The organism is Streptomyces sp. cmx-4-9 (assembly GCF_046548835.1).
In the GTDB taxonomy this organism is placed as follows: Bacteria; Actinomycetota; Actinomycetes; order Streptomycetales; family Streptomycetaceae; genus Streptomyces.
Genome location: NZ_JAEBEE010000003.1, coordinates 273279 through 297581, shown reverse-complemented (window position 1 = coordinate 297581; position 24303 = coordinate 273279). Strand labels below are relative to the sequence as shown.

Here is a 24303-nt window from a genome sequence, read left to right as displayed (position 1 = left end):
GTCACCAGGGAATGCGGGCGCGGGGCGGCTCGCGAGCGGTGTTGCTGCGGGCGGGTGGCGAACCTCCCTTGCCGGCTCCCCACGACGACCCGCATCGGCACGCACGTGGCCGGCCACGGCCGACAACGGTCCGCGGTCCTCCCCGGGGCACGGCGCGCACCCTGGACACCGAACCGCCCGCGCAGCCCCCGGTCCCCGCGGCCGCGCTCGCCCGCCGGGGCCCGACCCGCCGAACGGGTGATCCACTTGCCGCGCGGGGGCGGCGGGTGTGCCCTGGATCTGGGAGAGAGGAGCCCGTCATGGCACATGCGGCACCCACCGCCTCGCGGCGGCACCCCTACCGCCCCCGGTCGGCCACCGGCCGCACCGCCAGGGACGCCCTCGTCCGCGCCCTGCTCGCCGGACTCGTCTACGGAGTCTGGGCCGCCTTCATCAAGCGCCAGACGGGCCCGGTCGACGCGGGCAACGTCTTCTACGGCATCCTGTGCGGCGCGCTCTTCGCCGCGATCCTCTTCACCCTCGGCCGTGTCGGACCGCGGCTGCAGCGCGAGGTGCACGCCGCCGCCTACGGAGTCTTCGCCGGCGTGGCCGCGGGCTACCTGCACAGCCTCACCAACGAGTCCGTCCTGCGGGCCACCACCGTCGGCCTGTTCGTGGGCATCGGCATCGGCATCGGAGCCTTCTACCGGTACTACACCCGTGAGGACTGAGCGCGGCCGCGCCCGAAGCGACCGGTCCCCGGGCCCGTCGGCAACAGACATCGTGGTCGCGTGAGGTTCGACCACCGGGCACGGGAACCGGCGCTCCGCCCAGTCTCCGCCGTGCCCCTGCCCGGACGCCTCGGGCAGAGGTACGGAACCGGCCCGGCCGAAAGTACGGCCGGGCCGGTTCCGTGCGTACGGGCGGTGCCGCGCGGAGGCGGCTCCGGTCCCGGTGCTGGTCCTGGTCCCGCTGCCGGTCCCGCTCCTGGTCCCGGGGCGGCTAGGCGGCAGGTTCCGGAGCGGGCTGCTGCGCCTCGCTGTCGGATGCGGTGGCTGCACTCCGGGGCGCGGCGGACTCGGCCTTGCGGGCCGGCGGAGTGAAGCGGGCGGCCTCGGCGCGGAGCATGGCGTTCAGGGCTGCGTACGGGTCGATGGGCATGGCGGAACCTCACGGTGTTCGAGGGGGTGGGGGCAGACACTGCGCGAGCCGGCCGCAGCGGCCGGACCGACCCCTCAGCAGCGCAGGACCACGCTGCGCACCGCCCGCACCGACAGCGCCGGTTCGGCCGTCCCCGCCGACGGACCCGCTGCGCCGCACGGCGCTCCGGCCGACGGCTGTTTCACGTGAAACACCGGCAGCGGGAGCCGGCGGACGACGGGAACCGCCCGCGCGAGGGGCCGCACGGCAGCCCGCGCCTCGGGGTCCCCGGCCGGATCGGACGGGCCCTCGGTGGGTTCCACGGGGGCCGAGGCACCCGGACGGGACTCGGCGGCAGCCGCGCCCGCCGGGCCCGCGCCGAACACGCACAGCAGGACGACGCAGGCCACCGTCAGGGCCTGGGTCAGCACTGCCCACGGCGCCCGGGTCCGGCGCCCGCCTCGCGTCCCGCTCATGCGGGGGGTGTGCCCCGACACGCCGGGACGGTCCCCGGTGCGCCCGCAGAACCCTCCGACCGGGGGATGCGGACACCCCCGCACGGATCAGTGCAGGCCGCGCTCTCCGGTCAGCCGGGCCAGCACGGCCGTTTCGCCGCCGACCAGCCGCAGTTGCGCCCGCCCAAGCCGCTCGCCGCGGCCGCCGGAACGGCCCGGGGAGACCCGTACGACGGTGAACACGGCCGTGCGGTGGTCCGCGCGGGGGACCTCGATCGTGAACCCGCGCCGCAGCGCCGACAGGCGCAGCCGGGACCCGGTGACCACCGCGGTACCGGCCGCTCCGGGGGCGGGGCCGGCGGCGTCCCAGCGGGCGCTCCGGCCGGTGTGCCGGGACGTGCCGCGGCGGCCGTCGGAAAGGGGGACGTCGATGGCCAGGGCCGGGATGCGCAGGCGCAGCGGCCGGGCGGCCCCCAGCGGCTCCGCGACGGAGCGCACCGGACCGGAGGCCGGCGGGGGCCCGGGCATCCCGGGGGCGCCGGGGTCCGACTGCTCCAGTTGCCGGACGAGACGGCGGTGGCCGGACAGCCCCAGGGCCTGCGAGGGCAGGGCGTCGTCGGTGACCCGGGTCGCGGGCGCGGCGCCCTCCGAGACCCGCAGCACCCCGAGGCCGGTGCAGAGCAGTGCCGCCGTCAGCACACCGACGACCGTCTGGGCGCGGGCCATGGCCATCCCTCCTGTCCGGCTCGGGCGGCCGGGTCCTGTGAGCAGTGCACTCTGCTCTGCCCGTCCGGGCCGCGTGGAACGCGGGACGGCGGGAAGCCCGCCCGAACGGATGAAGGGAGGCCGTCGTCGTGCCGCGGCCGGAGCCGGGCGGCGACCGGGCGGTCAGACCACGACGAGGGTCGCCGCCGCCCCGCCCATCAGTGCGGCGGCGAGGTGGATGGCGGGATGGCCGTAGTCACCGAACCACAGGTGCCGGGCCAGGCCGCCGAGGGCGGCCAGCCCGGCGATGACCCCCATCTGTGCGAAGAGGGTGACGGCGGTGAAAGGGGCCAGGAGCAGGAGGAGGGAGTTCAGCCAGAACGGCGCCGCACCCGTCCAGCCTCGCCACCGCCAGATTGCCGTCGGCATGTGCTACCGGCCCCTTCATCGTCAACTCGTGGGCTGCACAGCCTCCTTGGGCAAGGGGCCCGATACAAGGGCCCGTTCGGCTAGATAACCGAAGACGAGGCCGAAAGTCGCCCACAGCGCAGTCTGGATGGCCAGGGACGCCAGGCGGAACTGCCAGATCAGTGCCGCCGGGAAATCCGCCGGCACTTCGTCGACCGCGGGGAGCAGGGCGTACGCGGTCCCGATCGCGGCCACCAGCGCGACCCCGGCCACGGTGCTCGCGTTCCAGTTGCCGAGGGACGGCGCGAGGCGCCGGCCCAGGATCAGCGCGCCCGAGGCCAGCAACGCGCTCAGGGCGATCATCAGGAGGTACAGGGCGGTCCGGCGGCCGGCCGTGTCGGGATCGCCGACGGCAGGGGGGTTGGCCGGGTACTTGAGGAACGGCACCAGGGTCACGGTGGCGAACAGGCCCGCGGTGACCAGCGCGGCCGTGGCCCGAGGGCCGAAGCGGCCGAGCCGGCCCAGCGCGTAGCAGTGGACGAGCGCGGCGATCCCGCCGAGTGCGACCCCGTACAGCAGGACGCCGGTGCCGAGGCCGGCGGTGGCTTGGAGGGCCCGGCTGACCGGGGCCTCCTCGCCGTGGTCGTGGCCGTGCGCGGCGGCCTCCTCGATGGCGATGGCCGCGTCCACGGTGGACTCACCGAGGAGGTAGGCGACGAGGAAGGCGACCAGTCCGGCCAGCAGGCCGGCCAGCATGCCCCGGACGAGCAGTGTCCGGGGGGAGGGGGCGGGCGGGGGTGCGGCGGGCAGGGGTACGGCGGGTGGGGCGGAGGACGTCATGGTTCGGTTCCCTTGCGAGGCGTCGACCAACGGCAGGTGACCAGCGGCGGATGACCGGTGGCAGGTGGTCAGTGGCAGGGGAAGCCGAGCAGGTGGCGGCCGTCGTGCAGCCACTCGTGGACGGTCTCGCCCTCGAAGACCGCGGTGGCGCCCTGCTCGATGCCGACGAAGTAGAGCAGGACAAGGGTGAGGACGGCGACGAAGACCGCCCAGGGGGCGAGCGCGGAGAGAGAGATCGGAGCGACGGCAGGGGCCGTCGTCGTGGGCACGGCGGAGTGGGCCATGGCAGAAACCTCCAGAGGGAACACGCGTCCCGGTCAGTGGTGCTCGCGACGACGGTGGCGGGTCTGACTTGCCCCCTTGCGGAGGGTTCACAGTGGCGCGACCGTGCCGGACTCTCACCGGTTCTTCCGCCGTACCGTCGTCATTCAGTTGTGTCGTCCGCGACCGTACCGCGCTTAGGCTGCCTTGATGACCCCCTCGTCGGTACGAGTCCGCCTCGTCACCCCCGGCCTCGGCCCCCCGGGGCAGGGGCACCGGTTCGGGAGGGGCGGGCCGTACGGGGCGGACAGCGGGCAGTGGGCCGGGCGGACCCTGGAGGAGGTCGCCGCCGAGGACCCGGCCGCGGTGCGCCGCTGGCTGAGCGATCCCGGGTACGCCCCGCCCGGCGGCGAGTCCGTCCTGGACCTCGTCGCCCGCGCCGGGCGCTGGCTGGACGCCCTGGAGCCCGGTACCCACCGGGTCACCGCCGAGCAGGCCTTCGTCCGGGCGGCCGTGGTGCACGCCCTGGACCTGCCGCCGCAGGCGTTCTGGCGGCTGGACGCACGACCCCGCACGCTCACGGAACTCAGCGGGCGCGCGGGGCGGTGGAACCTGCGTCTGGGGACCGGGGTCCCCGACGGGTCACGGCAAGAGACGGCTTAGGCGGTGATCCAGTCGGAGGTGGCGATCACCGGCTGCACGCCGTCGCGGTGGATGGTGCCCTCGATCAGGCCGTACATCCGGTCCGCGGCGAAGTAGACCTCGTTGTCGTTCTTGAGGCCGAAGGGCTCCAGGTCGACGAGGAAGTGGTGCTTGTTGGGGAGGTTCAGGCGGACCTCGTTGACCTTGGGGCAGTTGTCGAGCACCCGCTCGGCCATCTGGTTCAGGGTCTGCTGCAGCGAGTAGGAGTAGGTCTCCGCGAAGGCTTCCAGCAGGTGCTTGCGGACCTTCTTGTACGACTGGTCCCAGTCGTACTCCGGGTCGTCGCCGGCCAGCGCCGAATGCGCCCACCGCGAGGTGACCTTGGTCGCCAGGATGCGGTCGTACGCCTCCTGGAGCGTCGTGTACTTGTCCTTGATGTAGCCGTGGAACTCGGAGTTGGTCGAGTTCATCACCGTCAGGTCCTTCAGACCCGAGATGACCTGCAGACCGGTGGTCTCGCTGTAGGTGACCTGCGCGGTGCGCACTTCCTGGCCCTTGAGGACGAAGGAGTGCTGCTCCTTGCGCGTCGGGACCGGGATCCGCTCCCAGACGAACTCCTCGATGCGGATCTGCGCCTCACGGATCGGCCGCTGCGAGGAGACGAAGTGCTTGGCGAGGAGGATGCCGAAGGCCTCGGGGGAGGCGATGCCGTGTTCCTTGGCGAAGGCGTACACCGTGTTCTTCGTGGTGTCGGTCGGCAGGCAGTTGGCGTTGTCACCGGTCAGGTGGACGTCGCGGAACTCACCGCGGAGCGCGACCGAGACGTTGAGGTCGCGGATCTCGTGCCAGGAGCCGTCGTTGCCCTTGCGGGTGACCTTCACGATGCGGTTCTCGGCCTTGCCGTACTGGTTCTGCGCCAGGACGTGCTTGCTCATGCTGTCTTCCTTCGGGTACTCGGGAACACGGAGTCCGGTGGTCTGGATCCCGTACGCCCGGCGTCCAGCGGTCAGACCGCTCCCCGCCGTTCGGCCCCGCAGGACCGCCCCGGGACTGACGTGCATCCCGGTCCGTAGGTGCTTGGTGCGCGGCCCGTCCTGTGCATCCGGGCCTGAACGGATTGCAGCACGTGCGCGGGGTGTTGACCACGCCACGGATCATCCGAACACCTGCACCCACGGCTTGGGCTTCCCCACAGATCAGCAGGTCACAGGGTGTGCGCATCGGCGACCGAGAGGGCCGCGTCCAGGATCTCCAGCCCCTTGGCGACGTCCTCGGGCGAGATGTTGCAGGGCGGCGCGACATGGAGGCGGTTCCCGGCGGTGAGCGGCCACAGTCCGCCCTTCTTGCAGGCGGCCCCGAATTCCGCCATCGGCCCGTTGTCCGCCCCGGAGGCGTTGTACGGGACGAGCGGCTCGCGCGTCGCCCGGTCCCGTACGAGCTCCAGCGCCCAGAAGGTGCCCAGGCCCCGCACCTCCCCGATCGAGGGGTGCCGCTCGGCGAGCGCGCGCAGGCCCGGTCCGAGCAGTTCGGCGCCGGTGCGGGCGGACTGCTCGACGACGCCCTCCTCCTCCATGACGTTGATGGTGGCCACGGCCGCCGCACAGGCCAGCACGTGCCCGGAGTACGTCAGCCCGCCCGGGTAGGGCGTGCGGGCGAAGGTCTGCGCGATCGCCGGCGAGATGGCCACCCCGCCCAGCGGTACGTAGCCGCTGGTCACGCCCTTGGCGAAGCAGATCAGGTCGGGGACGACGTCCCAGTGCTCGGAGGCGAACCACCGGCCGGTGCGGCCGAAGCCGACCATGATCTCGTCGAGGACGAACACGATGCCGTGGCGGTCGCAGAGGGCGCGCACGCCGGCCAGGTACCCGTCGGGGTGCACGAGGACGCCGGGGGCGCCGCCGACGGTCTCCAGGATGATCGCGGCGATGGACTGCGGGCCCTCGAAGACGATGGTGTCCTCAAGGTGGCGCAGGGCCCGCTCGCACTCCTCGGCCGGGTCGGCCGCGTAGAACGGCGAACGGTAGGCGAAGGGGCCCCAGAAGTGCACGACGCCGGCGGTCGCGGAATCGTTGCCGAAGCGGCGGGCGTCGCCGGTCAGGTTGATCGCGGTGGAGGTGGCGCCGTGGTAGGAGCGGTACGCGGACAGCACCTTGGGCCGGCCGGTGTGCAGGCGGGCCATCCGCACGGCGTTCTCGACGGCCTCGGCCCCGGCGTTGGTGAAGAAGATCTTGTCGAGGTCGCCCGGGGTGCGCTCGGCGATCAGCCGGGCCGCCTCGGAGCGCACGTCCACGGCGAATCCGGGCGCCACGGTGCACAGCCGGGCCGCCTGCTCCTGGATGGCCGCGGTGACCTTCGGGTGCTGGTAGCCGATGTTCGTGTAGACGAGGGCGCTGGAGAAGTCGAGGTAGCGGTGGCCCTGGTAGTCCCAGAAGTACGAACCCTCGGCCCCGGCGACGGCGAGCGGGTCGATCAGCTCCTGCGCCGACCAGGAGTGGAAGACGTGCTTCCGGTCGGCGTCTTTCACGGCGGCGAGGGCGTCGGCTTCTGCGTTCATGAAACGAGCGTAGTTGTCCAGGATGTGGACGCCGGGCCAGCGGCGGACGGCGCCGGGGAGCTCTGCTGCCGGCGCCTTCCCGGCGCCTTCCCGGCGGCCTCGTTCCGACCGGGTCGACCACGACGCGGGGGCCGGTCAGTGGCGGTTTTCGGCCCCGCCGGACGAATCCGACCCTACATTTCCGCGTGTCGGAATCAAATTTCCACCATGTGGACTTCCTGCGAAAGATCGTCGGCATGAGTGGAGGTCAGATGGGTGCAGCACCCCCTAGGATTGGCATCCTTTGACGGGGGTAGGCGCGGCGCGGAGACAGGAGGCCCTGTGACCGAGCAGACGCGGAGGCTGGTACTGGGCGGGGCGACCGCCGGGGTCGTGAGCCGCTGCCGGGATTTCACCCGGCTGGCCTTGGACGACTGGCAGTGGCAAGGACAGCCCGAGGCGGTGGAGGACGTACTCCTCCTCGTGTCGGAAGTGGTGACGAACGCATGCCTGCACGCGGGCGGCCCGCGTGAGCTGGTGCTTCGGCACAGCCCGGGGCAGCTGCGCGTGGAGGTCAGTGACGACAGTTCCGAGCATCCCCAGCGTCGGCCGCCCGGCAACCGGGCGCTGCCGGGAGGGCACGGGCTGATCGTGCTGGAACGGCTCGCAAAGGACTGGGGCTCGGTGCCTTCTGGGGACGGGCGGCCCGGCAAGACGGTCTGGCTGGAGATTGCGGCGCGCGACCGGATGACGGACGGCCCGCTGCCGTAGCCGGCGCGGGCGGCTCTCCCGGCGCGGACGCCGTCGGCGTCCCGGGCAGCTCGGCCGCGCCGGGCGTCTCAGTCGATCCCTGCGCCGTCGGTGCCCCCTCGGCCGGGTCCTCTTCCTCGGTCAGTAGACCGGTACGCAGGCGCGTCAGGGTCCGGGCCAGCAGCCGGGACACGTGCATCTGGGACAGGCCCAGCCGGTCGCCGATCTCCGATTGGGTGAGTTCCTGCCCGAAGCGCAGGGCGAGCAGGGTGCGCTCGCGCTCGGGGAGCCCGGCCAGGATCGGCTTCAGCGACTCCAGGCACTCGATCCGGTCGTAGGCCGCCTCCTCCTCCCCGAGCGAGGGCCGCCCGGCGGGGACGTCCCGGTCGCCGCCGTCATCCTGCACCGGCGCGTCCAGGGAGCACGCGGAGTACGCATGCGCGGCCTTGCGGCCCTCCGCCAGCTCGGCGGGGGACACCTGGAGGTGGTCCGCCAGCTCGGCGTCGGTGGGCTCGCGTCCGAGGTCCTGTTCCAGCGCGTCGTGGGCCTTGGCCGTGTCGATCCGCAGCTCCTGGAGCCGCCGCGGGACCTTCACCGCCCAGCTGGTGTCCCGGAAGAAGCGCTTGATCTCGCCGCTGATCGTCGGCATGGCGAAGGAGGTGAACTCCACCCCGCGATCCGGGTCGAACCGGTTGATCGCTTTGATCAGGCCGATCGTGCCGACCTGGATGATGTCCTCCATCGGCTCGCTGCGGCCCCGGAACCGGCGCGCGGCGTACTTCACGAGGCTCAGGTTCAGCTCGACGAGGGTGTTGCGGACGTACGAGTACTCCGTGCCGCCCTCGTCCAAGTCGGCCAGCCTGCGGAACAGGGACACCGACAGGGTCTTGGCCTCGTGGGTGGCGACGTCTGTGAGCTCTGTACGGTGCATGGTTGCGCTCCTCCGACGGCGGGTCCCGGGTGGCCCCGAGGGGTGCGTCGTCGCGCTGTCGCAGGGGATATACCCGGGTGAACCACCCGGTACCCCTACAAATGTGCAGGTCCACAGCGCTCCGCGCGATTCGAGCCGGTTCCGGCAGGGCCGGGGCGACGTGCGCAAAGGCCTCGACGGCGGCCCCTGGGGCCTCTTCCCCGGCTGCCCAGCGCGACGGCGGCCCGGGGGCCCGGGGGCCCGGTCAAGCTCCGGTGAGCCGACCCCAGCGGCCTCGGCGCCGCCGAGCAGGCCCCGGCCACGACGAGCCCGCCCTGGCGCCCAGGTCCCCGCGGGCCAGGCCCGGGCTCCGGCGCGCCCGCCGAGCCGGGCCCAGGCCCCCGCGGGCCCGGCCCAGGCGGCCCAGGCCCCGGCGCGCCAGGCCCAGCCCCGGCGCGCCCGCCCAGGCGGCCCCAGGTCCTGGCGGGCCCGGCCCGGGCTCCGGCGCGCCCGCCGAGCCCGGCGGCAGCGGGGCCCGACCCGGGGAAGCTCGGGCCCAGCGGCCCAGGCGCCGGCCTCGGCGAGCATGGCCGAGGCCCCGGTGGCCGGGCAGGCAAGGTCTGGGCGGGCTAGACCGGGACGCCCGCCTGGGCGGCCTAAGCTCCGGTGAGCCGACCCCAGCGGCCCGCCGAGCCGGGCCCCGGGCGCGGCGAGTCCGCCCCTGGCCAGGCCTCGGCGGACCCGGCCCAGATCCCCGCGGCGCGCCCGGCAGGGGCGGACCCGACCTGGCGGCCCGGGCCCCGGCGAGCCCGGCAGCGGCGGACCCCGGCTCAGGAGGGCCTGGGCCCAGCGGACCAGGCCCTGGCCTCGGCGAGCGGCCGAGGCCCGAAGGGCCCGGCCCGGGTGGGGCAGGTCTGGGCGGGCTTGGCCTGGGCGCCCGCCCGAGCGGCCCATCCCGCGGCGAGTCGTGCGGCGAGCTGGCCCCAAGCCCCGGCGAGCCCGCCCTTGGCCCAGGTCCCGGGGGGTTCGGCCTCGGCCGCGGCGAGCACGGCCCCGTCCCGGCAAGCCCGCCTCTGGCCCAGGCCTCGGCGGGCCTGGCCGAGGCCCCGGTGGGCCCGGCCCGGGCGGCCCAGGCTCCGGTGTGCCGACCCAGCGGCCCCGGCCGCGGCGAGCCCGCCCTTGGCCCAGGCCCCGGCGTGCCAGGCACCGGGTCGGCGAACCCGACGCGGCGAGCCCGCCGGTGGTGGCCGCGGCCATGGCAAGCCCACCTCTGGCCCAGGCCTCGACGGGCCCCGCCCAGGCCCCAGCAAGCCCGACGACCGAGCCGGACCCCGGCCCCGGCGGGCCCGCCTGGCGGCCCAGGCTGGCCGAGCCTTGCCCCGGCCCCGGCACGCCCGCCCAGGCGGCCCCAGGGCCTGGCGGGCCGGCCCAGGCTCCGGCGTGCCCGCCCGCGGCGGGTCCCCGCCCTGGCGGGCTATGGTCGGACCCGCCGTCCGCGTGGGCGCCGCCCCGTCGTGCCGTGCGGGCTCGCGACCTCGTACCGCCGTCCGCCGTCCGGTCCGCCCGGACCGGGGCCGGGCCCGGCCAGCCGGCACGGCAGGCGGGCCGAGGGGGTGCGCGGTTACGCGTACTTCTTCCGGGGCTGGCAGAGGGCCGGGATCATGGAGGCCGCCATCAGGGCCACCACCCACACGTAGGTGTGCTGGAAGGCGTCGGCCAGCGACGGGGCCAGCTCGGCCCGGGCGGCGTCGCTCAGCCCCTGCGCCGCGGCGAGCCCGCCGTGTGCGGCGGCCGCCGTGGTCAGGAGCACCGACAGCAGCGCCGTCCCGACGGAGCCCGCAACCTGGGAGTTGATGTTGATCAGAGTGCTGGCGGCCGGTACCTGCGGGGGTGCGAAACCGCGGGTCGCGCCGGTGACGGTCGGCATCATCGTCATCCCGACCCCCGCCCCGGCCACGGTCAGCGAGACGATCAGTCGCCAGTACGGGGTGTCCGGCCCGAGCTGGGCGGTGAACGTGCCGTAGCCGAGCACCGCCAGGGTCACGCCCACCGGCACGATCCGCCCGGCCGGAATCCGGTCGGTCAGCCGGCTCGCGATCTGCAGGGTGGTCCCGGTCGCGATCACCTGGGGCACCCCGAGCAGGCCGGACATGGTCGCGCTCTCACCGCGTACGAGCTGGTAGTACATCGGCACCAGCATCAGGGCCCCGAAGTAGGCCCCGGCGAACAGCGCCATGGTGCCGATGCCCGCCGCGAAGGCCCGTACCCGCAGCAACCGCAGGTCGAGCAGCGGCGCCGGGGCGGTGAGGGCCCGTACGACGAAGGCCACCACCAGCGCCGCGCCCGCGAGCGTGGGCACCAGCACCTCGGCCGAGCCGAATTCGCCGCTCTCGCCGCCCGTGGCAAGGCCGTAGATCAGGGCGGCCAGGCCCGGTGAGAGCGTCAGCAGGCCGACCACGTCGAGCGGACGGGCGGCCCGGACGGTGTCCCGGGGGAAGACCACCAGGGCCAGCACCACGGTCAGCACGCCGATCGGCACGTTGATCAGGAAGATCCAACGCCAGGACGCCGCGTCGACGAGCCAGCCGCCGAGCACCGGGCCGACGAGCGGTCCCACCAGGACGGGGATGCCCAGCAGCCCCATCATCCGGCCCTTGTGCTCCGGAGCGGCGGCATTGATCACGATGGCCATCCCGAGCGGGACGACCATGCCCCCGCCGAGTCCCTGCAGCACCCGGAAGAGGATCAGGGTCTCGGTGCTCCAGGCACAGCCTGCCAGGGCCGAACCGGCCGTGAACAGGGCGACGGAGACGATGTAGAGCTGCTTGCTGCCGAACCTGCCCGCCGCCCATGCGGTCAGCGGGATGACGGCGGCCAGGGCCAGCATGTAGCCCGTGGCCGTCCACTGGATGGTGGCCAGCGGAGCGTGGAAGTGACGGGAGAGGCCGTCCAGTGCGACACCGAGGATCGTGGTGTCGAGGATGGTCATGAACGAGCCCACGATCACCACCATGGTGATCGCGACGGCCGAGGCACCGGGCCGCTCCGGAGCCTGGGGCGGGGCGGGGTCCTGCGTCGTGGTCATGTGAACCTTTCCGGTCGCAGCACTAGGCGCTGTACGGACGGGCGGTACGGCCCTCGCGCAGGGTCTGGGACCACCAGGCGAGCTGGTCGAGCATGGTCTTCGCGGCGCCGGCCGCGCCCGCGGCTTCGTGCGCCCGGCCGTTCTCACCGAAGTGGTCCCAGGCGCCGTGGAAGCTGACGCCGTCCCGGATGGCCACACAGTGCAGCTCGCCGAAGACCTGGCGCAGGTGCTCCACGGACCGCAGGCCGCCGCTGACGCCGCCGTAGGACACGAAACCGACGGCCTTGGCCTTCCATTCGCTGCGGTGCAGGTCGATGAAGAGCTTCAGGTGGCCGGGGAAGCTGTGGTTGTACTCGGGGGTGATGACGACGAAGCCGTCGGCGGCGTTCAGCCGCCCGGCGAGCTCGGTCAGCGCGGGGGTCGGCGCGGTGCTCCAGCCCGGCTGGACGGCGGGCAGGTCCAGCCCGGCGATGTCGATGACATCCACCTCGAAGTCGCCGTGCTGCCGGGCGTACGGGACGAACCAGTCCCCGACGGTGGGTCCGAAGCGGCCCTCGCGGGTGGAGGCGACGACGACGGCGAGCCGCAGCTTCTGCGGGGCGGCGGTGCCGGTGGGGTTCTCGGCGGTGGGCACGGTGTTGTTGTCCATGGCCACGACAGTAGGAGCAACCGGGCACCCCGTCCCCGGGTGATCGACCAGGTTGAACCGCCCGTCAGGGCCTTCCGGTTGACGGCGGGGACTTTAGCCGAGGGGGCAACCGCCGCCCCCGACCGGGTGTTTCACGTGAAACATCGGGTGGGAAGCCGTCCGACGGGCGCTTGCAGGCCCCGGCCGCGCCCGGCGGCCCGTGTGCCGGGCCCCTGGTGGAGTGCGACCGTCCGTCGACCGGGACACGACCGGGACACGACCCGTTCTCGATTCCGTGCCCCGACGCCCTCTGTGCCCCGACGCCCTCTGTGCCCCGACGCCCTCTGTGCCGCGGCACCCTCCGTGCCCCGGCGCCCTCCGTGCCCCGGCGGCCTCGGGGGCCCCGCGGGGCGCCGTCCGCGCAGCAGCGGTCGCCGGCGGGCCGGAACCGGGCAGGGCGGTTCCTCCGGCCACGTGCCGCAGCGCCCGAGGCCCCACAGGGGTCCCGGGCGCGGGCGGCACGCCGGCGTCGGTGCCGGGCGGCAGGGCGCGGCGCCGCGCCGGCTGCGGTGCGGTTCGGGTTACTTGTCGGAGTAGCTGAAGTCGCCCACTGTCCAGGCGCTGACGTCCTTGAGGGCGATCCGGTACATCCCGCCGGTCTCCGGGATGCCCAGGGTGCCCTGGAGGATCCGGGCCACGTGGAAGTGCAGGTGGGAGGGTGGCTCGGCGCTGTTCCGGGAGCGGCCTGCGGCCGGGGCGCCCGGTGCGGAGGCGTTGAAGATGTTGGCGAACGGGCCGAGCTGGTCGGAGTCCTGGAGGACCTCGGCCACGCGTTGGCGCCACACGCTCTCGGGTGCGAGGCGGCCGGTGACGACGGCGCCGTGCACCACGACGGTCAGGGACATCTGATTGGTCTGCTCGGACTCCACCATGGCGGCAACATCGACGAGCAGGTCGTCAGGGATCGACATGGGCAGTGACTGTAGCAAGCGCCGTCGGACCCGGCCCACACAGCAGCAAGCCGGGGCCCGCACCTCATGGTGCGGGCCCCGGCCGGGTGCGCGGAACGTCAGGCGGGAACGATGTTCTCGGCCTGCGGGCCCTTCTGGCCCTGCGTGACGTCGAAGGTGACCTTCTGGCCTTCCTGGAGCTCACGGAAGCCGGAAGAGGCGATGTTCGAGTAGTGGGCGAACACGTCAGCGCCGCCACCCTCCTGCTCGATGAAGCCGAAGCCCTTTTCCGCGTTGAACCACTTCACGGTGCCAGATGCCATGTGAATTCTCCTTTGGGGCAATGCCCGGAATCGCACCGTGCGACTCCGGAGTCGCCGTGCTGGTCGCCCCGGCCGGAAATGCACCGGCAAATAAAAAGTGCGCCCACCGAAAATCCGGTGAGAGCACTTGTAAGTTTTTGGGAACCACAACTGCAACTGAGATCACAGTAGCACGGGGGGTGCCGGACGGCGCGGAAATCCTCGCCTCCTTCACCTCGGCGCGTCGCGCAATCCTTGACGCGCCGCGGTCCGTTTTTGTGCAGGTGAGGCGGCAGACAGTGCTTTTCTCAGCTCATATGAACGCGCCCCGCGGGGCCGTTTTTCCGCGGGGCGCCGACGGCAGCGGCGACCCGTTCCGTCGGCCGTACGGGTGAGGGACTGCTCCGGTCGGCGGACGGGTGACGCCCCGAAGCGCGCGCGGGATGTGATCGCTTATGCATATTTTGTGGTGTAAGCCCGAAACATCCAGCTCGTCAGTTCCCGTTGAGGAAGGCCTCCCATGAAGCGATTCCCGGTGATCGGTGTGCTCTGCGTCAGCGCGGTGTTCGGTCTCTCGGCCTGCTCCGACGACAGCTCCTCCCCCGCCGAGGAAGCCACGAAGGCATCGGCCAACGCGTGCACCGACCTCAACGCGCTCAAGGCCGACAACGCCAAGTTGAAGGCCCTGGACCCCGCCGTGGCCACCAAGGACCAGGTCAAGGACGCCTACAACGCCGTCCAGAACGACTGGGACGGGGTCAAGGAGAACCTGTCCAAGCTGAAGCAGGCGGAGCAGGACGCGGTCAAGGCGGCCGCCGAGAACCTCAAGAAGGGGTACGAGGGCCTGCCCGGCGACACGACCGGCAAGGACGCCCTCACCCAGCTCCAGCCGCAGATCCAGCAGTTGGACCAGGCCACCGCCGCCGCCTCCACCGGACTCAAGTGCTGACACCCCCTCCGCCCGGCCGGGGCCAAGACGCCCCTGGCCGGGGCCAAGACGCCCCCGGCCGGGGCCAGGGTGATGCCCCCGGCCGCGGCCACGGTGCGCTCGGCCGGGGCTAAGGAGCCCCGGCCGCGGTCCCGGAACCGGCGGCCGCGGCCCCGTCCGCCGCCTTCGCCTTGTGCCCCGGAGGCGGCAGCACCTCGGTCACCACGAAGGACACCACGGCTGCCAGGATCACGACCGGCATCATCGCGGAGCTCCCGAGGATCAGCGTCACCAGCACCACGCTGCTCACCGGCAGGCGCATCATGGCGGCGACCGCCGCGGCCATGCCGGCCGCGAACCCCGGGACCAGGCCCAGACCCGGCAGGGGCGCGGCCAGCACGCCCGCCGCCGCCCCCAGGAACAGCGCGGGGAAGATCGGGCCGCCGCGCAGACTGCCGAGGCAGAGCGCGTAGGCCACGCCCTTGAAGACCAGGACGGCGATCAGCGCTGTGATGCCCCAGGCGTGCGGATCGGCGGCCAGCGATCCGACGGCGGCCTGGCCGGAGGAGGCCACCTCGGCGGGGGAGCGGCCGGTGGCCAGTGCGTAGGCCGCGGCGCACACCCCGGCGCCGAGGGCGCACAGGACGGTCCGTACGAACGTCCGCCCGGCCACCCACGAGGCGACCGCCCGTGCCCCGGTCAGGACGGGGTGCAGGGCGGCGGCGATGGCCGCGGCGACGACCAGCGTCCACAGCACGTCACCGACGTCCAGGTGCGGCACGGGCAGGTCCGAGTGCAGGGACAGGTCCCCGGTCTGCAGCCCGGTCCAGCGGCCGAGGCCGGTGAAGACGATGGCCCCGATGCCGCTCGACAGCAGGGCCGGCAGCATGACCGCGAACAGCTGGGGGCCGCCGACCCCGGCCACCTCGATCAGCAGTACCGCGGCGATCAGCGGATTCCCGAAGATGGCGGCGATCGCCGCGGCCGAACCGGCCGCGCCCAGCAGCGCATTGCTCTGCGGGGTGGCCGGTGTCTGCGCGAGGTTGCGCAAGAGCAGGGCGAGGCCGCCGCCCAGCGCGATCAGCGGGGCCTCGGGGCCCAGTACGGCGCCGAAGGGCAGGCTGGCCAGCGCGGCCAGGATCACCCCGGGCAGGGTCACGGGCTGCACTCCGCCCGCCGCGTGCAGCCCGCCGGCGGGGATGTGGCCGCCGGCGCCGGGCAGGTGGGTCACGATCAGGCCGACGAGGACGCCGCCGATCAGCAGCAGGGGCAGCGGCCACCACCAGGGCGGTTCGCTCCAGCCGAGCGACTCGGGCAGCCCGGCCCACAGGGCGTCCTCCAGCTCGTGCAGCAGCACGAGGAACCAGAAGGCGGCCAGGGACACCGGGATGCCGATGAGCGCGCTGAAGCCCAGGGTCTTGAGGTAGCCCGGGCTGCGCAGCAGCTTCCGCAGGACGGCCGTCTCCTCCTGGGACCCGGGTCCCAGCGGGGACGGGCGCGGTGGCGGGGGGTCGGCCGGAGGGCGAGGCTCCGTCATGGGGCACCTCCCTTTCCTCTCGATGGTCCACCCGGACGGCGGCCTCCGCCGCCGGGGCCCGGCGGCCGGCGGCGGCCCGTCACCTCCGCAGGCCCGTCCCCGTCCCCGCCCCCGTCTGCCTCGTCCTCCTCGCCCTCACCGTCCTCGTACAGCGGCAGGTACGGGGCCTTCTGACGGCGCATCCCGATCCGGACCGCGCCGAAGAGGGCCTTGAAGATGAGCCCGACGAGGATGAGGTCGGCCACCATCTGCACCGTGACCAGCGCGCGGCCCGTCCCGTTGATCGGGGCGATGTCGCCGAAGCCGACCGTGGCGAACACCGTGACCGTGAAGTAGAGCGCGTCGGTGCGGGTCAGGGGCTCCGTGAACGTGTGCGGGACCTGTTCGGCGAGGACGAAGTACGTCGCGGAGAACAGCACCAGGAACAGCGGCACCGCGGTGGCCAGTGCCTCCACGGCGCGCAGCCTCGGGTACTCCGCCCGGGTGATGGCCGAGACCTGGAGGACGACCACCCCGCCGAAGACCACGAGGCCGAGCAGCAGCATGAGCAGGGTGACGGCCTCAAGCCCCCCGTCCAGCGGGGCCAGGTAGAAGAGCGCGGTCAGCAGGACGACCGAGGCGGTCGAGCGCAACAGGCACCCGAGGAGCGGAGGGAGCCGACGCCGGGCCGCGGGGCGCGGCCGGCCACCCCGTCCGGATGCGGTGCGGTCCATGGGTTCAGGAGACGGCGGCGCGGTGCATCCCGCGACCGGAGCCGCCGCCCCGGCGCTCCGGCGGCGGGCCGCCGAGGGCGGATCGGCTCGGCATGCGCACCCCGTGCACCGGCTGTATCAATGGAGTACCGACGGCATGATCGGAGCCGAGCATGGACGAGTATCCGCTTCTCAACCTCTTCTGGACGATGTTGTGGCTCTTCCTGTGGGTGATGTGGTTCTTCCTCCTCTTCAAGGTGGTGACCGACATCTTCCGCGACCACGGCCTCAGCGGCTGGGCGAAGGCGGGCTGGCTCGTCCTGGTCCTGCTGCTGCCGTACATCGGCGTCCTGATCTACCTCATCGTGCGCGGCCGGAGCATGGGCCAGCGCGAGGCGAAATCGGCGAGGGAGCACGAAGAGGCCTTCAAGGCCTACGTGCAGAAGGCGGCCGGGACGAGCGGCGGAAGTTCCGTGGACGAGCTGCACAAACTCTCCACGCTCAAGGACAAGGGTGATATCACCCAGGAGGAATTCGACCGGGCCAAGACGAAACTCCTGGCCTGACCTCCCCGGCCGTGGGGATTCCGGGCCGGGGATTCCGGGCCGGGGATTCCGGGCCGGCGGGCGCAGCGGCCGGGAGACCACCCGGTCCGGCGCTCCTGCGGACATCCGGCCCTGGCTCCTCACCGGCCACGCCCCCTGACCACGGCCCGCTGACCACGCCCCCTGACCACGGCCCGCTGACCCCGCCCCCTGACCACGGCCCCTGACCACGGCCGTGGAACGAGGGCTCCCGGCGGCGGCCTCCGGCGACGGAGGCCGCCGCCGGGAGCCGCTTCAGCGGGAGACGTCCGGGGGAGCGGCGTGGGTGCGGCGGAACTCGGCGTTGATGCGCTGGGCCTCTTCGAGCTGGTCCTCGAGGATGACGATGCGGCAGGCGGCCTCGACCGGGGTGCCCTGGTCGACGAGCTCGCGGGCGCGGGCGGCGATGCGCAGCTGATAGCGGGAATAGCGGCGGTGCCCGCCCGCGGAGCGCAGCGGGGTGATCAAGCGGGCCTCGCCGATGGCACGCAGGAAACCGGGGGTCGTACCCAGGAGTTCGGCGGCCCGGCCCATCGTGTAGGCGGGGTAGTCGTCGTCGTCCAGTCGCCCGCCGAGCGAGTCATCCGCTGTCATCTGCACCTCTTCCTGGGGAACGCGTCAAGGGGCCCTGGCGCCGTACGGCACCAAGGCCCCGAAGGAAATTCAACACCATCTGTCGGCCTCAGTGCTGCGCCGACCTTCTGTTTCCGCCGTTGCGCCCCGGCAGGGACGGGAGAGCGGGGATCGCGAATGCTTGACCGGGGACCACCATCCGTTCGGGGGCCGTGCGGTACCCGGGCCGTGTGCTGCCTGCCCGGGCGATCCTGATGGCGTCTGCTTCCTCCCTTCCTCCGATCGTGGCTGTGCCAGAAACCATAGGCACGACAATGGCGGATGTCTACCGTGACGGGGTGAGGTTTTCTGGTGTTCGACGGGCGGCGGCCCCTTCCGAACATGCCGGGCGGGCACGGCGCGCCGTCCAAGCCGGGCCGGCACGGCAGAGAGGGCCCCACCGGCGTGTGCCGGTGGGGCCCTCTCGGGGCGATGCGGTGGATCGGGTCAGGCGGAGACCGTCACGGCCTCGGGCGCGCCGAGCATCGCGGAAGCCCGCTGGAGCGGGGTGAGCGCGGGCGCGGGCGCCGCCGGAGCCTGCGGCAGGCCCCGACAGGTGAAACCGAGCATGGTCATGGCCCGTACGACCTCGGCGGCGCTGAAGTCACGCCGGTCCTGGCGGGTGACGACCTGGCCGACCTGCTTGACCGGGTAGGTCCGGCGCCCGATGATCACGGACTCACCGTCGACGGGCTCGGGCTTGATGCCCTTCATCGACTCCAGGACGCCCTGCTTGGTCAGATCGAACGGGAAGCGGGCGATGACGCAGCGCATGATGCCTCACAAGGGGGAAGAGGAAGGGTGTTCACGCCGCGGCGTCGGTGGAGGACTGCCGTACGGGCCTGCGCCGGGCGGCCCCGGCGGGACGGCGGCGGCCTCGCGAGGGGGCGCCGCCGCGTTCGCGTCGCTCGGTGACCGGGGCGGTGATGACGACCGGGATGCCCGAGGGCGCCTGGGCGCCGGTGATCCGGCTCAGCGCCTCTTCACCCGAGCGGACCTGGGTGGTCTGCGGGGTGATCCCGGCCGCGGCCATCAGCCGCACCATGTCGCGGCGCTGGTTCGGGGTGACGAGGGTCACGACGCTGCCGGACTCGCCCGCGCGGGCGGTACGGCCGCCGCGGTGCAGGTAGTCCTTGTGGTCGGTCGGCGGGTCCACGTTGACGACCAGGTCCAGGTTGTCGACGTGGATGCCGCGGGCGGCGACGTTCGTGGCGACGAGCACGCTGACGTGCCCGGTCTTGAACTGGGCCAGGGTGCGCGTGCGCTGCGGCTGGGACTTGCCGCCGTGCAGGGCGGCGGCCCGCACCCCGCTGTTCAGCAGGTGGGTGGTGAGCTGGTCCACGGCGTGCTTGGTGTCCAGGAACATGATGACGCGGCCGTCGCGCGCGGCGATCTCCGTGGTGGCCGCGTGCTTGTCGCCGCCGTGCACGTGGAGCACGTGGTGCTCCATCGTCGTCACCGCGCCGGCGGACGGGTCCACGGAGTGGACGACCGGGTCGGTCAGGTAGCGGCGCACCAGCAGGTCGACGTTGCGGTCGAGGGTGGCGGAGAACAGCATCCGCTGGCCCTCGGGGCGCACCTGGTCGAGGAGGGCGGTGACCTGCGGCATGAAGCCCATGTCGGCCATCTGGTCGGCCTCGTCCAGGACGGTGATCGCGACCTGGTTCAGCCGGCAGTCCCCGCGGTCGATGAGGTCCTTCAGCCGGCCGGGCGTGGCGACGACGACCTCGGCGCCGCCGCGCAGCGCACCGGCCTGGCGGCCGATGGGCATGCCGCCGACGACCGTGGCCAGCCGCAGCTTCACCGAGCGGGCGTAGGGGGTGAGGGCGTCGGTGACCTGCTGGGCCAGTTCGCGGGTCGGTACGAGGACCAGGGCCAGCGGCTGGCGGGGCTCGGCGCGCTGTCCGGCCGTACGGGCCAGCAGGGCCAGTCCGAAGGCCAGGGTCTTGCCGGAGCCGGTCCGCCCGCGGCCGAGCACGTCACGGCCGGCCAGCGAGTTCGGCAGGGTCGCGCCCTGGATCGGGAACGGCACGGACACACCCTGCGCGGTGAGCGCGGCGAGCAGCTCCCCCGGCATGTCGAGGTCGGCGAAGGCCTCGACCGCGGGCAGCGCGGGGGTGATCGTCTTGGGCAGGGCGAACTCGCCCTGGATGGCGGCGGGCCGGCGGCCGTACCCGCCCGAGCGGCTCGGGCCACCGGAGCGGCTGGGGGCGGAACCGCCGTAGCGGGTGCCGCCGCTCTTGCCGGATCCGGTGCTGCTGCCGCCGCTGCGGGTGCGGGAGAATCGTTCGTTCGTACGTGTGCGGTTCATGCGGAACCTTCCTCGATACGGCGCATATCAAGGAATTCCCGCCGCGGTGAACTGCGCGGAGAATTGCAAGAACGGGCCGAATGGAAATGCGATAGCGAACCTGGCTGGCCAGTGGACCGTGCGGGCGCAGGTGCTGAAAAGAAGTGACGCCGGATGGGCGTGCTATCCGGTGTGTCGACCGGGGGAGCATCCGCGTCCGTGGGACTGCGGATTCCTCGGCGCCGCCCCCGCGGAGCGTACGCGGCGGGGTGGCGGGAAAAGCGTGCAGCTGAGGCCCGCACCCCGAAGGATGCGGGCCCCAGCTACGTCGTGCGCGTCAGCGTCAGGCGGGAACGATGTTCTCGGCCGTCGGGCCCTTCTGGCCCTGCGCGATGTCGAAGCTGACCTTCTGGCCCTCAAGCAGCTCGCGGAAGCCCTGGGCGGCGATGTTCGAGTAGTGGGCGAACACGTCAGCGCCGCCACCGTCCTGCTCGATGAAGCCGAAGCCCTTTTCCGCGTTGAACCACTTCACGGTTCCAGTAGCCATGTCATATCTCCTTTGGGGCAGTACAACGGTATCCACACTGTGTGGATTCCGTGTCGCCGCGATGATTACCCCGTCCGGAAATGACCGGAAAAGTAAAAGCGCTCCCGGGGCGCAGACGCCTGCCGGGGGCACTTGAAGTTTTGGGAACCACAACTGCAACTGAGATCGACAGTAGCACGCCTCGATGCCCTTTGCGTGGTGCCGCATTTCACGTCACCCGGTGCGGGAAAAACCCTCACCGGACGGCCCGCCTAATTCTCATCGGGCGGACACAGATATGCAGGGTGGGCCCGGTGCGACAGTTTCTCCCCCTCGGATCGGGCGCGCCGTGCGGACCCCGGCTGCCCGGGGTCCGCACCACGACGGCGCCCTGCGCGTCCGGCGGCGGAGGGGTTCAGGCCGCCGTCCGCGCCCGGGCGCCGGCCGCGGTCTCGTGTCGTACGACACGCCGGCGCCGGGACGGCATGCCCACCGTCGGGTGCGCGACGCTCCAGGCCGCGCCCTTGCAGATCAGCTCCTTGACGAGGGCGGCGGCGCGGCCCGTAAGGGCCTTGTCGACGGCCCGGTCGTCCGCGGTGACGGACTGGATCAGCCCTTCCCGGCGCCCGAGGGAGATGCACTGCCTGGAGTAGTGGATGTCGATCCGGGGGACCTCGGCGCCGGTGAGCCGGGCGGCGAGGGCGTCGGCGGCCTGCCAGGCGGTGGGGATGCCCGAGGCGCACGACATGCGCAGCGGCCGGCCGCCCGGGCCGGCCGCCGACGCCGCGTCGCCGACCGCGTACACGTCCGGGTGGGAGACCGAGCGCATCGTGGGGTCGACCACGATCCGGCCGCGGTCGGTGACCTCCAGGGCGGTGGCGCGGGCCAGGTCGTGGACGGCGAAGCCGGCGGTCCAGACGGTGGCGTCGGAGGCGAGGGTCCGCCCGTCGGCGGTGGTCACGGCGTCCGCCCGCACGGCCTGGACGGTGGTGCGCTCGTGGACGGTGATGCCGAGCCCGTCCACCACCTTCCGCAGGTGGGCGCGGCCCTTCGGCGAGAGCCAGTCGCCGAGCGCCCCGTGGGCGACCAGGGCCACGTCGAGGTCCGGGCGGGCCTCGGCGATCTCGGTCGCGGTCTCCAGGCCGGTCAGGCCGCCGCCGACCACGACCACGGGCCGGCCGGCGCCCAGGGCGGTCAGCCGGTCGCGCAGCCGCAGGGCGCCGGCGCGCCCCGACACCTCGTGGGCGTGCTCGGCGGCGCCCGGGACGCCCCCGTCGTCCCAGCCACTGCCGAGGGCGTAGACCAGGGTGTCGTAGGCGAGCTCCTCCTGCCCGGGGGCGCCGTCCTCCGCGGCGGCCGACGTCACCGTCACCGTCTTGCGGTCCACGTCCACGGCGGTGACCTTCGCGAGCTTCAGCTGCACGCCCGTCCCCGCGAACATCTCGGCGTACGGCCGCGGCGTGAGGTCCTGACCGGCCGCGAGCTGGTGCAGCCGGACGCGCTCGACGAAGTCGGGCTCGGGGTTGACGAGGGTGAGGGCGACGTCCTCGCGGTGCAGCCGCTTGGCGAGGCGGCCGGCGGTGACGGCTCCGGTGTAGCCGGCTCCGAGGACGACGATGCGGTGCTCCATGTCCGTGCTCCTGTCTGGGCGGGGCCGCCGTGGTCCGGCGTGCTTGCGCCCCTTGAACCGGACAGCCCGGCAATCCCTGACAGGAACCCGTTGTGACCTGCGCCACACCGTCTTTCAGAGGCTGTGGAGGGGGGCCTCACCGCGGTGCCCGGCGGCCCACTGCCGGGTCGCGCGGACGAGCTTGTCGGGGTTGACCTGGTTGCGGACCGCGACGATGCCCTCCGCGGTGACCTCCAGGCAGATGATCCCGACGACCCGGCCGTCGACGACCGCCAGGACGGCGGGCCCGCCGTTCGCGGTCGTGGCGTAGATCTCGGGCACGCCCCCGACCTGGGCCCGCTTGGCCGCGCCGGGCTTGAACAGGCCGCGCAGGAACGTGGCGACCGCGACCGCGCCCTCGAACGCCTTGGCCCGCGCCACGACCTTCCCGCCGCCGTCGGCGACGGAGACGGCGTCCTGGGTGAGCAGCTGTACGAGGGGTTCGGTACGGCCGCTGGTCGCCGCGGCCAGGAACTCCTCGACGATCCTGCGGGCCGCCGCCTCGTCGATCTCGGTGCGGGCCGTGCCGGCCGCGACGTGCTTCCTGGCCCGGTGGTGGATCTGCTGGCTGGCGGCCTCGGTGATGTCCAGGATCCGGGCGATCTCCCGGTGCGGGTAGTCGAAGGCCTCGCGCAGCACGTACACCGCCCGCTCGTTGGGCGACAAGCGCTCCAGCAGGACGAGGACGGCGTACGAGACCGACTCGCGCTGCTCGGCGGTGTCGGCCGGCCCCAGCATCGGGTCGCCGGAGAGCAACGGCTCGGGCAGCCAGCGCCCCACGTACGTCTCTCGCCGGGCGCGGGCCGAAGTGAGCAGGTTGAGGCACCAGTTGGTGAGGACCTTGGTCAGCCAGGCCTCGGGCACCCGGATCTGCCCGACGTCGGCCGCCTGCCACCGCAGGTACGTCTCCTGCACGGCGTCCTCGGCCTCGGCCGCAGAGCCGAGCAGCCGGTAGGCGATGGCCTCCAGCCGCGGCCGGGCACTCTCGAACCGGTCCACGTCACTCGCGATCAGACCCATGCCACCGATCCTAGGCGCCGCGTCCCGCGGGGACGCCCCCCGCCACCGTCCTTCGGCGGCGCGCGAGTTGGCCCCGACGGCACCCCGGGGGAGCCGGTGCGGCCACCTCCGAAGGCAGCCGTACGGGTGGCGGCCGCGCCCCACGCGTGGCGGACGCCGGCCCGCGGGATGCCGTCGACGCGGCCGGTGTCAGGCGCGCGGCGTCCGCCGGCCCACGCCCCACTCGCCGAGCGGCGCAACCTGGTCGGAGGCCACGGTGGCCTGCGGGGCGGGCGTGGAAACGGGCCGCCCGAGGTCCGCCTCGGCCGCCTGGCCGGTGGCCGCGGCCGCGATGACGAGCCCCCCGGCCACCGCCACGGCACCGGCAAGCACAATGATCCTCTGCTTCATGCTGGCTCTCGCCCTTCGTTCTGCTCGACATGTCCCGCGGTGCGGCGGCGGCAGGCCTCCCCGCCGACGCGGGGGCAGCGCCCCTGCGGCAGACCCAGTCGATCACGGCGCCCGGCCGCGGCCCCAGGCAATTCCGCCCGCAGAAATACGGCGGCGTTCTTTTGCCGGTCCGCCCCTTTTCCCCGTCCGGCCGGGGCAGTTGTCGCGGGACAGGTCGGGGAAACACAAAAGCCCCAGGTCGATGACCTGGGGCTTTGCAATGGAGCGGATGACGGGAATCGAACCCGCGCTATAAGCTTGGGAATCACCCGGCGCTTTGGCCCATGCATGGCGCCTGAGCTGCAAGAACGTGCGCTGACGGCCTCATCGTGATTGGTTCGTCGACCCTCTTGCTGACCGCTGTTTACCGCCTCTACTGGCACGTTGTGGCACGGGCTCTCGTGTGGGGTCAGGGGCGATGCCGGTGT

Annotated in this window: 26 protein-coding genes and 1 pseudogene; 5 read left to right on the top strand and 22 right to left on the bottom strand. The window is 73.2% G+C overall.

Translation table 11 applies throughout. The features are described 5' to 3' along the window. Positions 1–299 precede the first annotated feature (299 nt). Positions 300–710, top strand: coding sequence for a hypothetical protein (locus ACLJTM_RS12250; RefSeq protein ID WP_411103537.1), 411 nt, complete (start codon positions 300–302; stop codon positions 708–710). A 271-nt stretch (positions 711–981) separates the two neighbouring features. On the opposite strand, the gene ACLJTM_RS12245 is transcribed toward ACLJTM_RS12250, so the two are convergent. The 6 genes from ACLJTM_RS12245 to ACLJTM_RS12220 all read right to left on the bottom strand — a co-directional run bounded on the left by ACLJTM_RS12245 (position 982) and on the right by ACLJTM_RS12220 (position 3811). After that, positions 982–1140: a hypothetical protein gene (locus tag ACLJTM_RS12245; protein ID WP_411103536.1), complete on the bottom strand. Its 159-nt coding sequence runs from the start codon at positions 1138–1140 to the stop codon at positions 982–984. Between the two features lie 74 nt (positions 1141–1214). Continuing rightward, a complete protein-coding gene (locus ACLJTM_RS12240; RefSeq protein WP_411103535.1) occupies positions 1215–1595 on the bottom strand; it encodes a hypothetical protein in 381 nt (126 codons plus the stop codon). Positions 1596–1682: 87 nt separating this feature from the next. Next, positions 1683–2300 carry a hypothetical protein gene (locus ACLJTM_RS12235; RefSeq protein ID WP_411103534.1) on the bottom strand — a complete coding sequence of 206 codons (618 nt, stop codon included), beginning with the start codon at positions 2298–2300 and terminating at the stop codon, positions 1683–1685. Between the two features lie 162 nt (positions 2301–2462). After that, a complete protein-coding gene (locus tag ACLJTM_RS12230; protein ID WP_411103533.1) occupies positions 2463–2708 on the bottom strand; it encodes a hypothetical protein in 246 nt (81 codons plus the stop codon). A gap of 21 nt (positions 2709–2729) precedes the next feature. Beyond that, entirely contained in the window at positions 2730–3527 is a 798-nt protein-coding gene (locus tag ACLJTM_RS12225; RefSeq protein WP_411103532.1) for a CbtA family protein, read from the bottom strand. Positions 3528–3595: 68 nt separating this feature from the next. Continuing rightward, positions 3596–3811, bottom strand: a complete 216-nt coding sequence (locus tag ACLJTM_RS12220; RefSeq protein ID WP_411103531.1) for a CbtB domain-containing protein — start codon at positions 3809–3811, stop codon at positions 3596–3598. 187 nt (positions 3812–3998) lie between these two features. On the opposite strand from ACLJTM_RS12220, the gene ACLJTM_RS12215 reads away from it, so the two are divergent. Further along, positions 3999–4451 (top strand): histidine phosphatase family protein, encoded by a 453-nt coding sequence (locus ACLJTM_RS12215; protein ID WP_411103530.1) that lies wholly within the window; start codon positions 3999–4001, stop codon positions 4449–4451. Here ACLJTM_RS12215 and pucL read toward each other — a convergent pair. Then, positions 4448–5365: a factor-independent urate hydroxylase gene (gene pucL, locus ACLJTM_RS12210; protein ID WP_411103529.1), complete on the bottom strand. Its 918-nt coding sequence runs from the start codon at positions 5363–5365 to the stop codon at positions 4448–4450. The genes ACLJTM_RS12215 and pucL overlap by 4 nt on opposite strands. Before the next feature lie 269 nt (positions 5366–5634). Next, on the bottom strand, positions 5635–6984 hold the full coding sequence (locus ACLJTM_RS12205; RefSeq protein WP_411103528.1) for an aspartate aminotransferase family protein: 1350 nt from the start codon (positions 6982–6984) through the stop codon (positions 5635–5637). A gap of 240 nt (positions 6985–7224) precedes the next feature. On the opposite strand from ACLJTM_RS12205, the gene ACLJTM_RS12200 reads away from it, so the two are divergent. After that, positions 7225–7734: an ATP-binding protein gene (locus tag ACLJTM_RS12200; RefSeq protein ID WP_411103527.1), complete on the top strand. Its 510-nt coding sequence runs from the start codon at positions 7225–7227 to the stop codon at positions 7732–7734. A 112-nt stretch (positions 7735–7846) separates the two neighbouring features. On the opposite strand, the pseudogene ACLJTM_RS12195 reads toward ACLJTM_RS12200, so the two are convergent. The 5 genes and pseudogenes from ACLJTM_RS12195 to ACLJTM_RS12175 all read right to left on the bottom strand — a co-directional run. Further along, positions 7847–8713, bottom strand: a pseudogene (locus ACLJTM_RS12195) (RNA polymerase sigma factor SigF); the annotation flags it as partial. 1531 nt (positions 8714–10244) lie between these two features. Beyond that, positions 10245–11708: a DHA2 family efflux MFS transporter permease subunit gene (locus ACLJTM_RS12190; protein WP_411103526.1), complete on the bottom strand. Its 1464-nt coding sequence runs from the start codon at positions 11706–11708 to the stop codon at positions 10245–10247. 22 nt (positions 11709–11730) lie between these two features. Further along, positions 11731–12357 (bottom strand): NADPH-dependent FMN reductase, encoded by a 627-nt coding sequence (locus ACLJTM_RS12185; protein WP_411103525.1) that lies wholly within the window; start codon positions 12355–12357, stop codon positions 11731–11733. Between the two features lie 560 nt (positions 12358–12917). Then, positions 12918–13307, bottom strand: coding sequence for a hypothetical protein (locus ACLJTM_RS12180; RefSeq protein ID WP_411103524.1), 390 nt, complete (start codon positions 13305–13307; stop codon positions 12918–12920). A 98-nt stretch (positions 13308–13405) separates the two neighbouring features. After that, positions 13406–13609 carry a cold-shock protein gene (locus ACLJTM_RS12175; RefSeq protein ID WP_030011983.1) on the bottom strand — a complete coding sequence of 68 codons (204 nt, stop codon included), beginning with the start codon at positions 13607–13609 and terminating at the stop codon, positions 13406–13408. 499 nt (positions 13610–14108) lie between these two features. On the opposite strand from ACLJTM_RS12175, the gene ACLJTM_RS12170 reads away from it, so the two are divergent. Continuing rightward, positions 14109–14537 (top strand): hypothetical protein, encoded by a 429-nt coding sequence (locus ACLJTM_RS12170; protein WP_411103523.1) that lies wholly within the window; start codon positions 14109–14111, stop codon positions 14535–14537. A gap of 109 nt (positions 14538–14646) precedes the next feature. Here ACLJTM_RS12170 and ACLJTM_RS12165 read toward each other — a convergent pair whose 3' ends face one another. Together ACLJTM_RS12165 and ACLJTM_RS12160 are read right to left on the bottom strand one after the other, a co-directional pair. Next, on the bottom strand, positions 14647–16053 hold the full coding sequence (locus tag ACLJTM_RS12165) for a chloride channel protein (protein ID WP_411103522.1): 1407 nt from the start codon (positions 16051–16053) through the stop codon (positions 14647–14649). Continuing rightward, positions 16050–16685 (bottom strand): potassium channel family protein, encoded by a 636-nt coding sequence (locus ACLJTM_RS12160; protein ID WP_411103521.1) that lies wholly within the window; start codon positions 16683–16685, stop codon positions 16050–16052. Before ACLJTM_RS12160 ends, ACLJTM_RS12165 begins: the two co-directional genes overlap by 4 nt. A gap of 233 nt (positions 16686–16918) precedes the next feature. Between ACLJTM_RS12160 and ACLJTM_RS12155 the strand changes: the two genes are divergently transcribed. Next, entirely contained in the window at positions 16919–17311 is a 393-nt protein-coding gene (locus tag ACLJTM_RS12155; RefSeq protein ID WP_411103520.1) for an SHOCT domain-containing protein, read from the top strand. 273 nt (positions 17312–17584) lie between these two features. On the opposite strand, the gene ACLJTM_RS12150 is transcribed toward ACLJTM_RS12155, so the two are convergent. The 7 genes from ACLJTM_RS12150 to ACLJTM_RS12120 all read right to left on the bottom strand — a co-directional run bounded on the left by ACLJTM_RS12150 (position 17585) and on the right by ACLJTM_RS12120 (position 23836). Beyond that, positions 17585–17923, bottom strand: coding sequence for a MerR family transcriptional regulator (locus ACLJTM_RS12150; RefSeq protein WP_411103519.1), 339 nt, complete (start codon positions 17921–17923; stop codon positions 17585–17587). A gap of 465 nt (positions 17924–18388) precedes the next feature. Beyond that, complete coding sequence (locus ACLJTM_RS12145) at positions 18389–18715, bottom strand: SCO5918 family protein (RefSeq protein WP_411103518.1); 327 nt, start codon at positions 18713–18715, stop codon at positions 18389–18391. A gap of 31 nt (positions 18716–18746) precedes the next feature. Beyond that, on the bottom strand, positions 18747–20252 hold the full coding sequence (locus tag ACLJTM_RS12140; protein WP_411103517.1) for a DEAD/DEAH box helicase: 1506 nt from the start codon (positions 20250–20252) through the stop codon (positions 18747–18749). A gap of 322 nt (positions 20253–20574) precedes the next feature. Further along, positions 20575–20778, bottom strand: a complete 204-nt coding sequence (locus tag ACLJTM_RS12135) for a cold-shock protein (RefSeq protein WP_004986771.1) — start codon at positions 20776–20778, stop codon at positions 20575–20577. Between the two features lie 394 nt (positions 20779–21172). Then, positions 21173–22387 carry an NAD(P)/FAD-dependent oxidoreductase gene (locus ACLJTM_RS12130; protein WP_411103516.1) on the bottom strand — a complete coding sequence of 405 codons (1215 nt, stop codon included), beginning with the start codon at positions 22385–22387 and terminating at the stop codon, positions 21173–21175. A 114-nt stretch (positions 22388–22501) separates the two neighbouring features. Further along, complete coding sequence (sigJ, locus tag ACLJTM_RS12125) at positions 22502–23446, bottom strand: RNA polymerase sigma factor SigJ (protein ID WP_411103515.1); 945 nt, start codon at positions 23444–23446, stop codon at positions 22502–22504. Between the two features lie 189 nt (positions 23447–23635). Next, positions 23636–23836 carry a hypothetical protein gene (locus ACLJTM_RS12120; protein WP_411103514.1) on the bottom strand — a complete coding sequence of 67 codons (201 nt, stop codon included), beginning with the start codon at positions 23834–23836 and terminating at the stop codon, positions 23636–23638. Positions 23837–24303 lie beyond the last annotated feature (467 nt).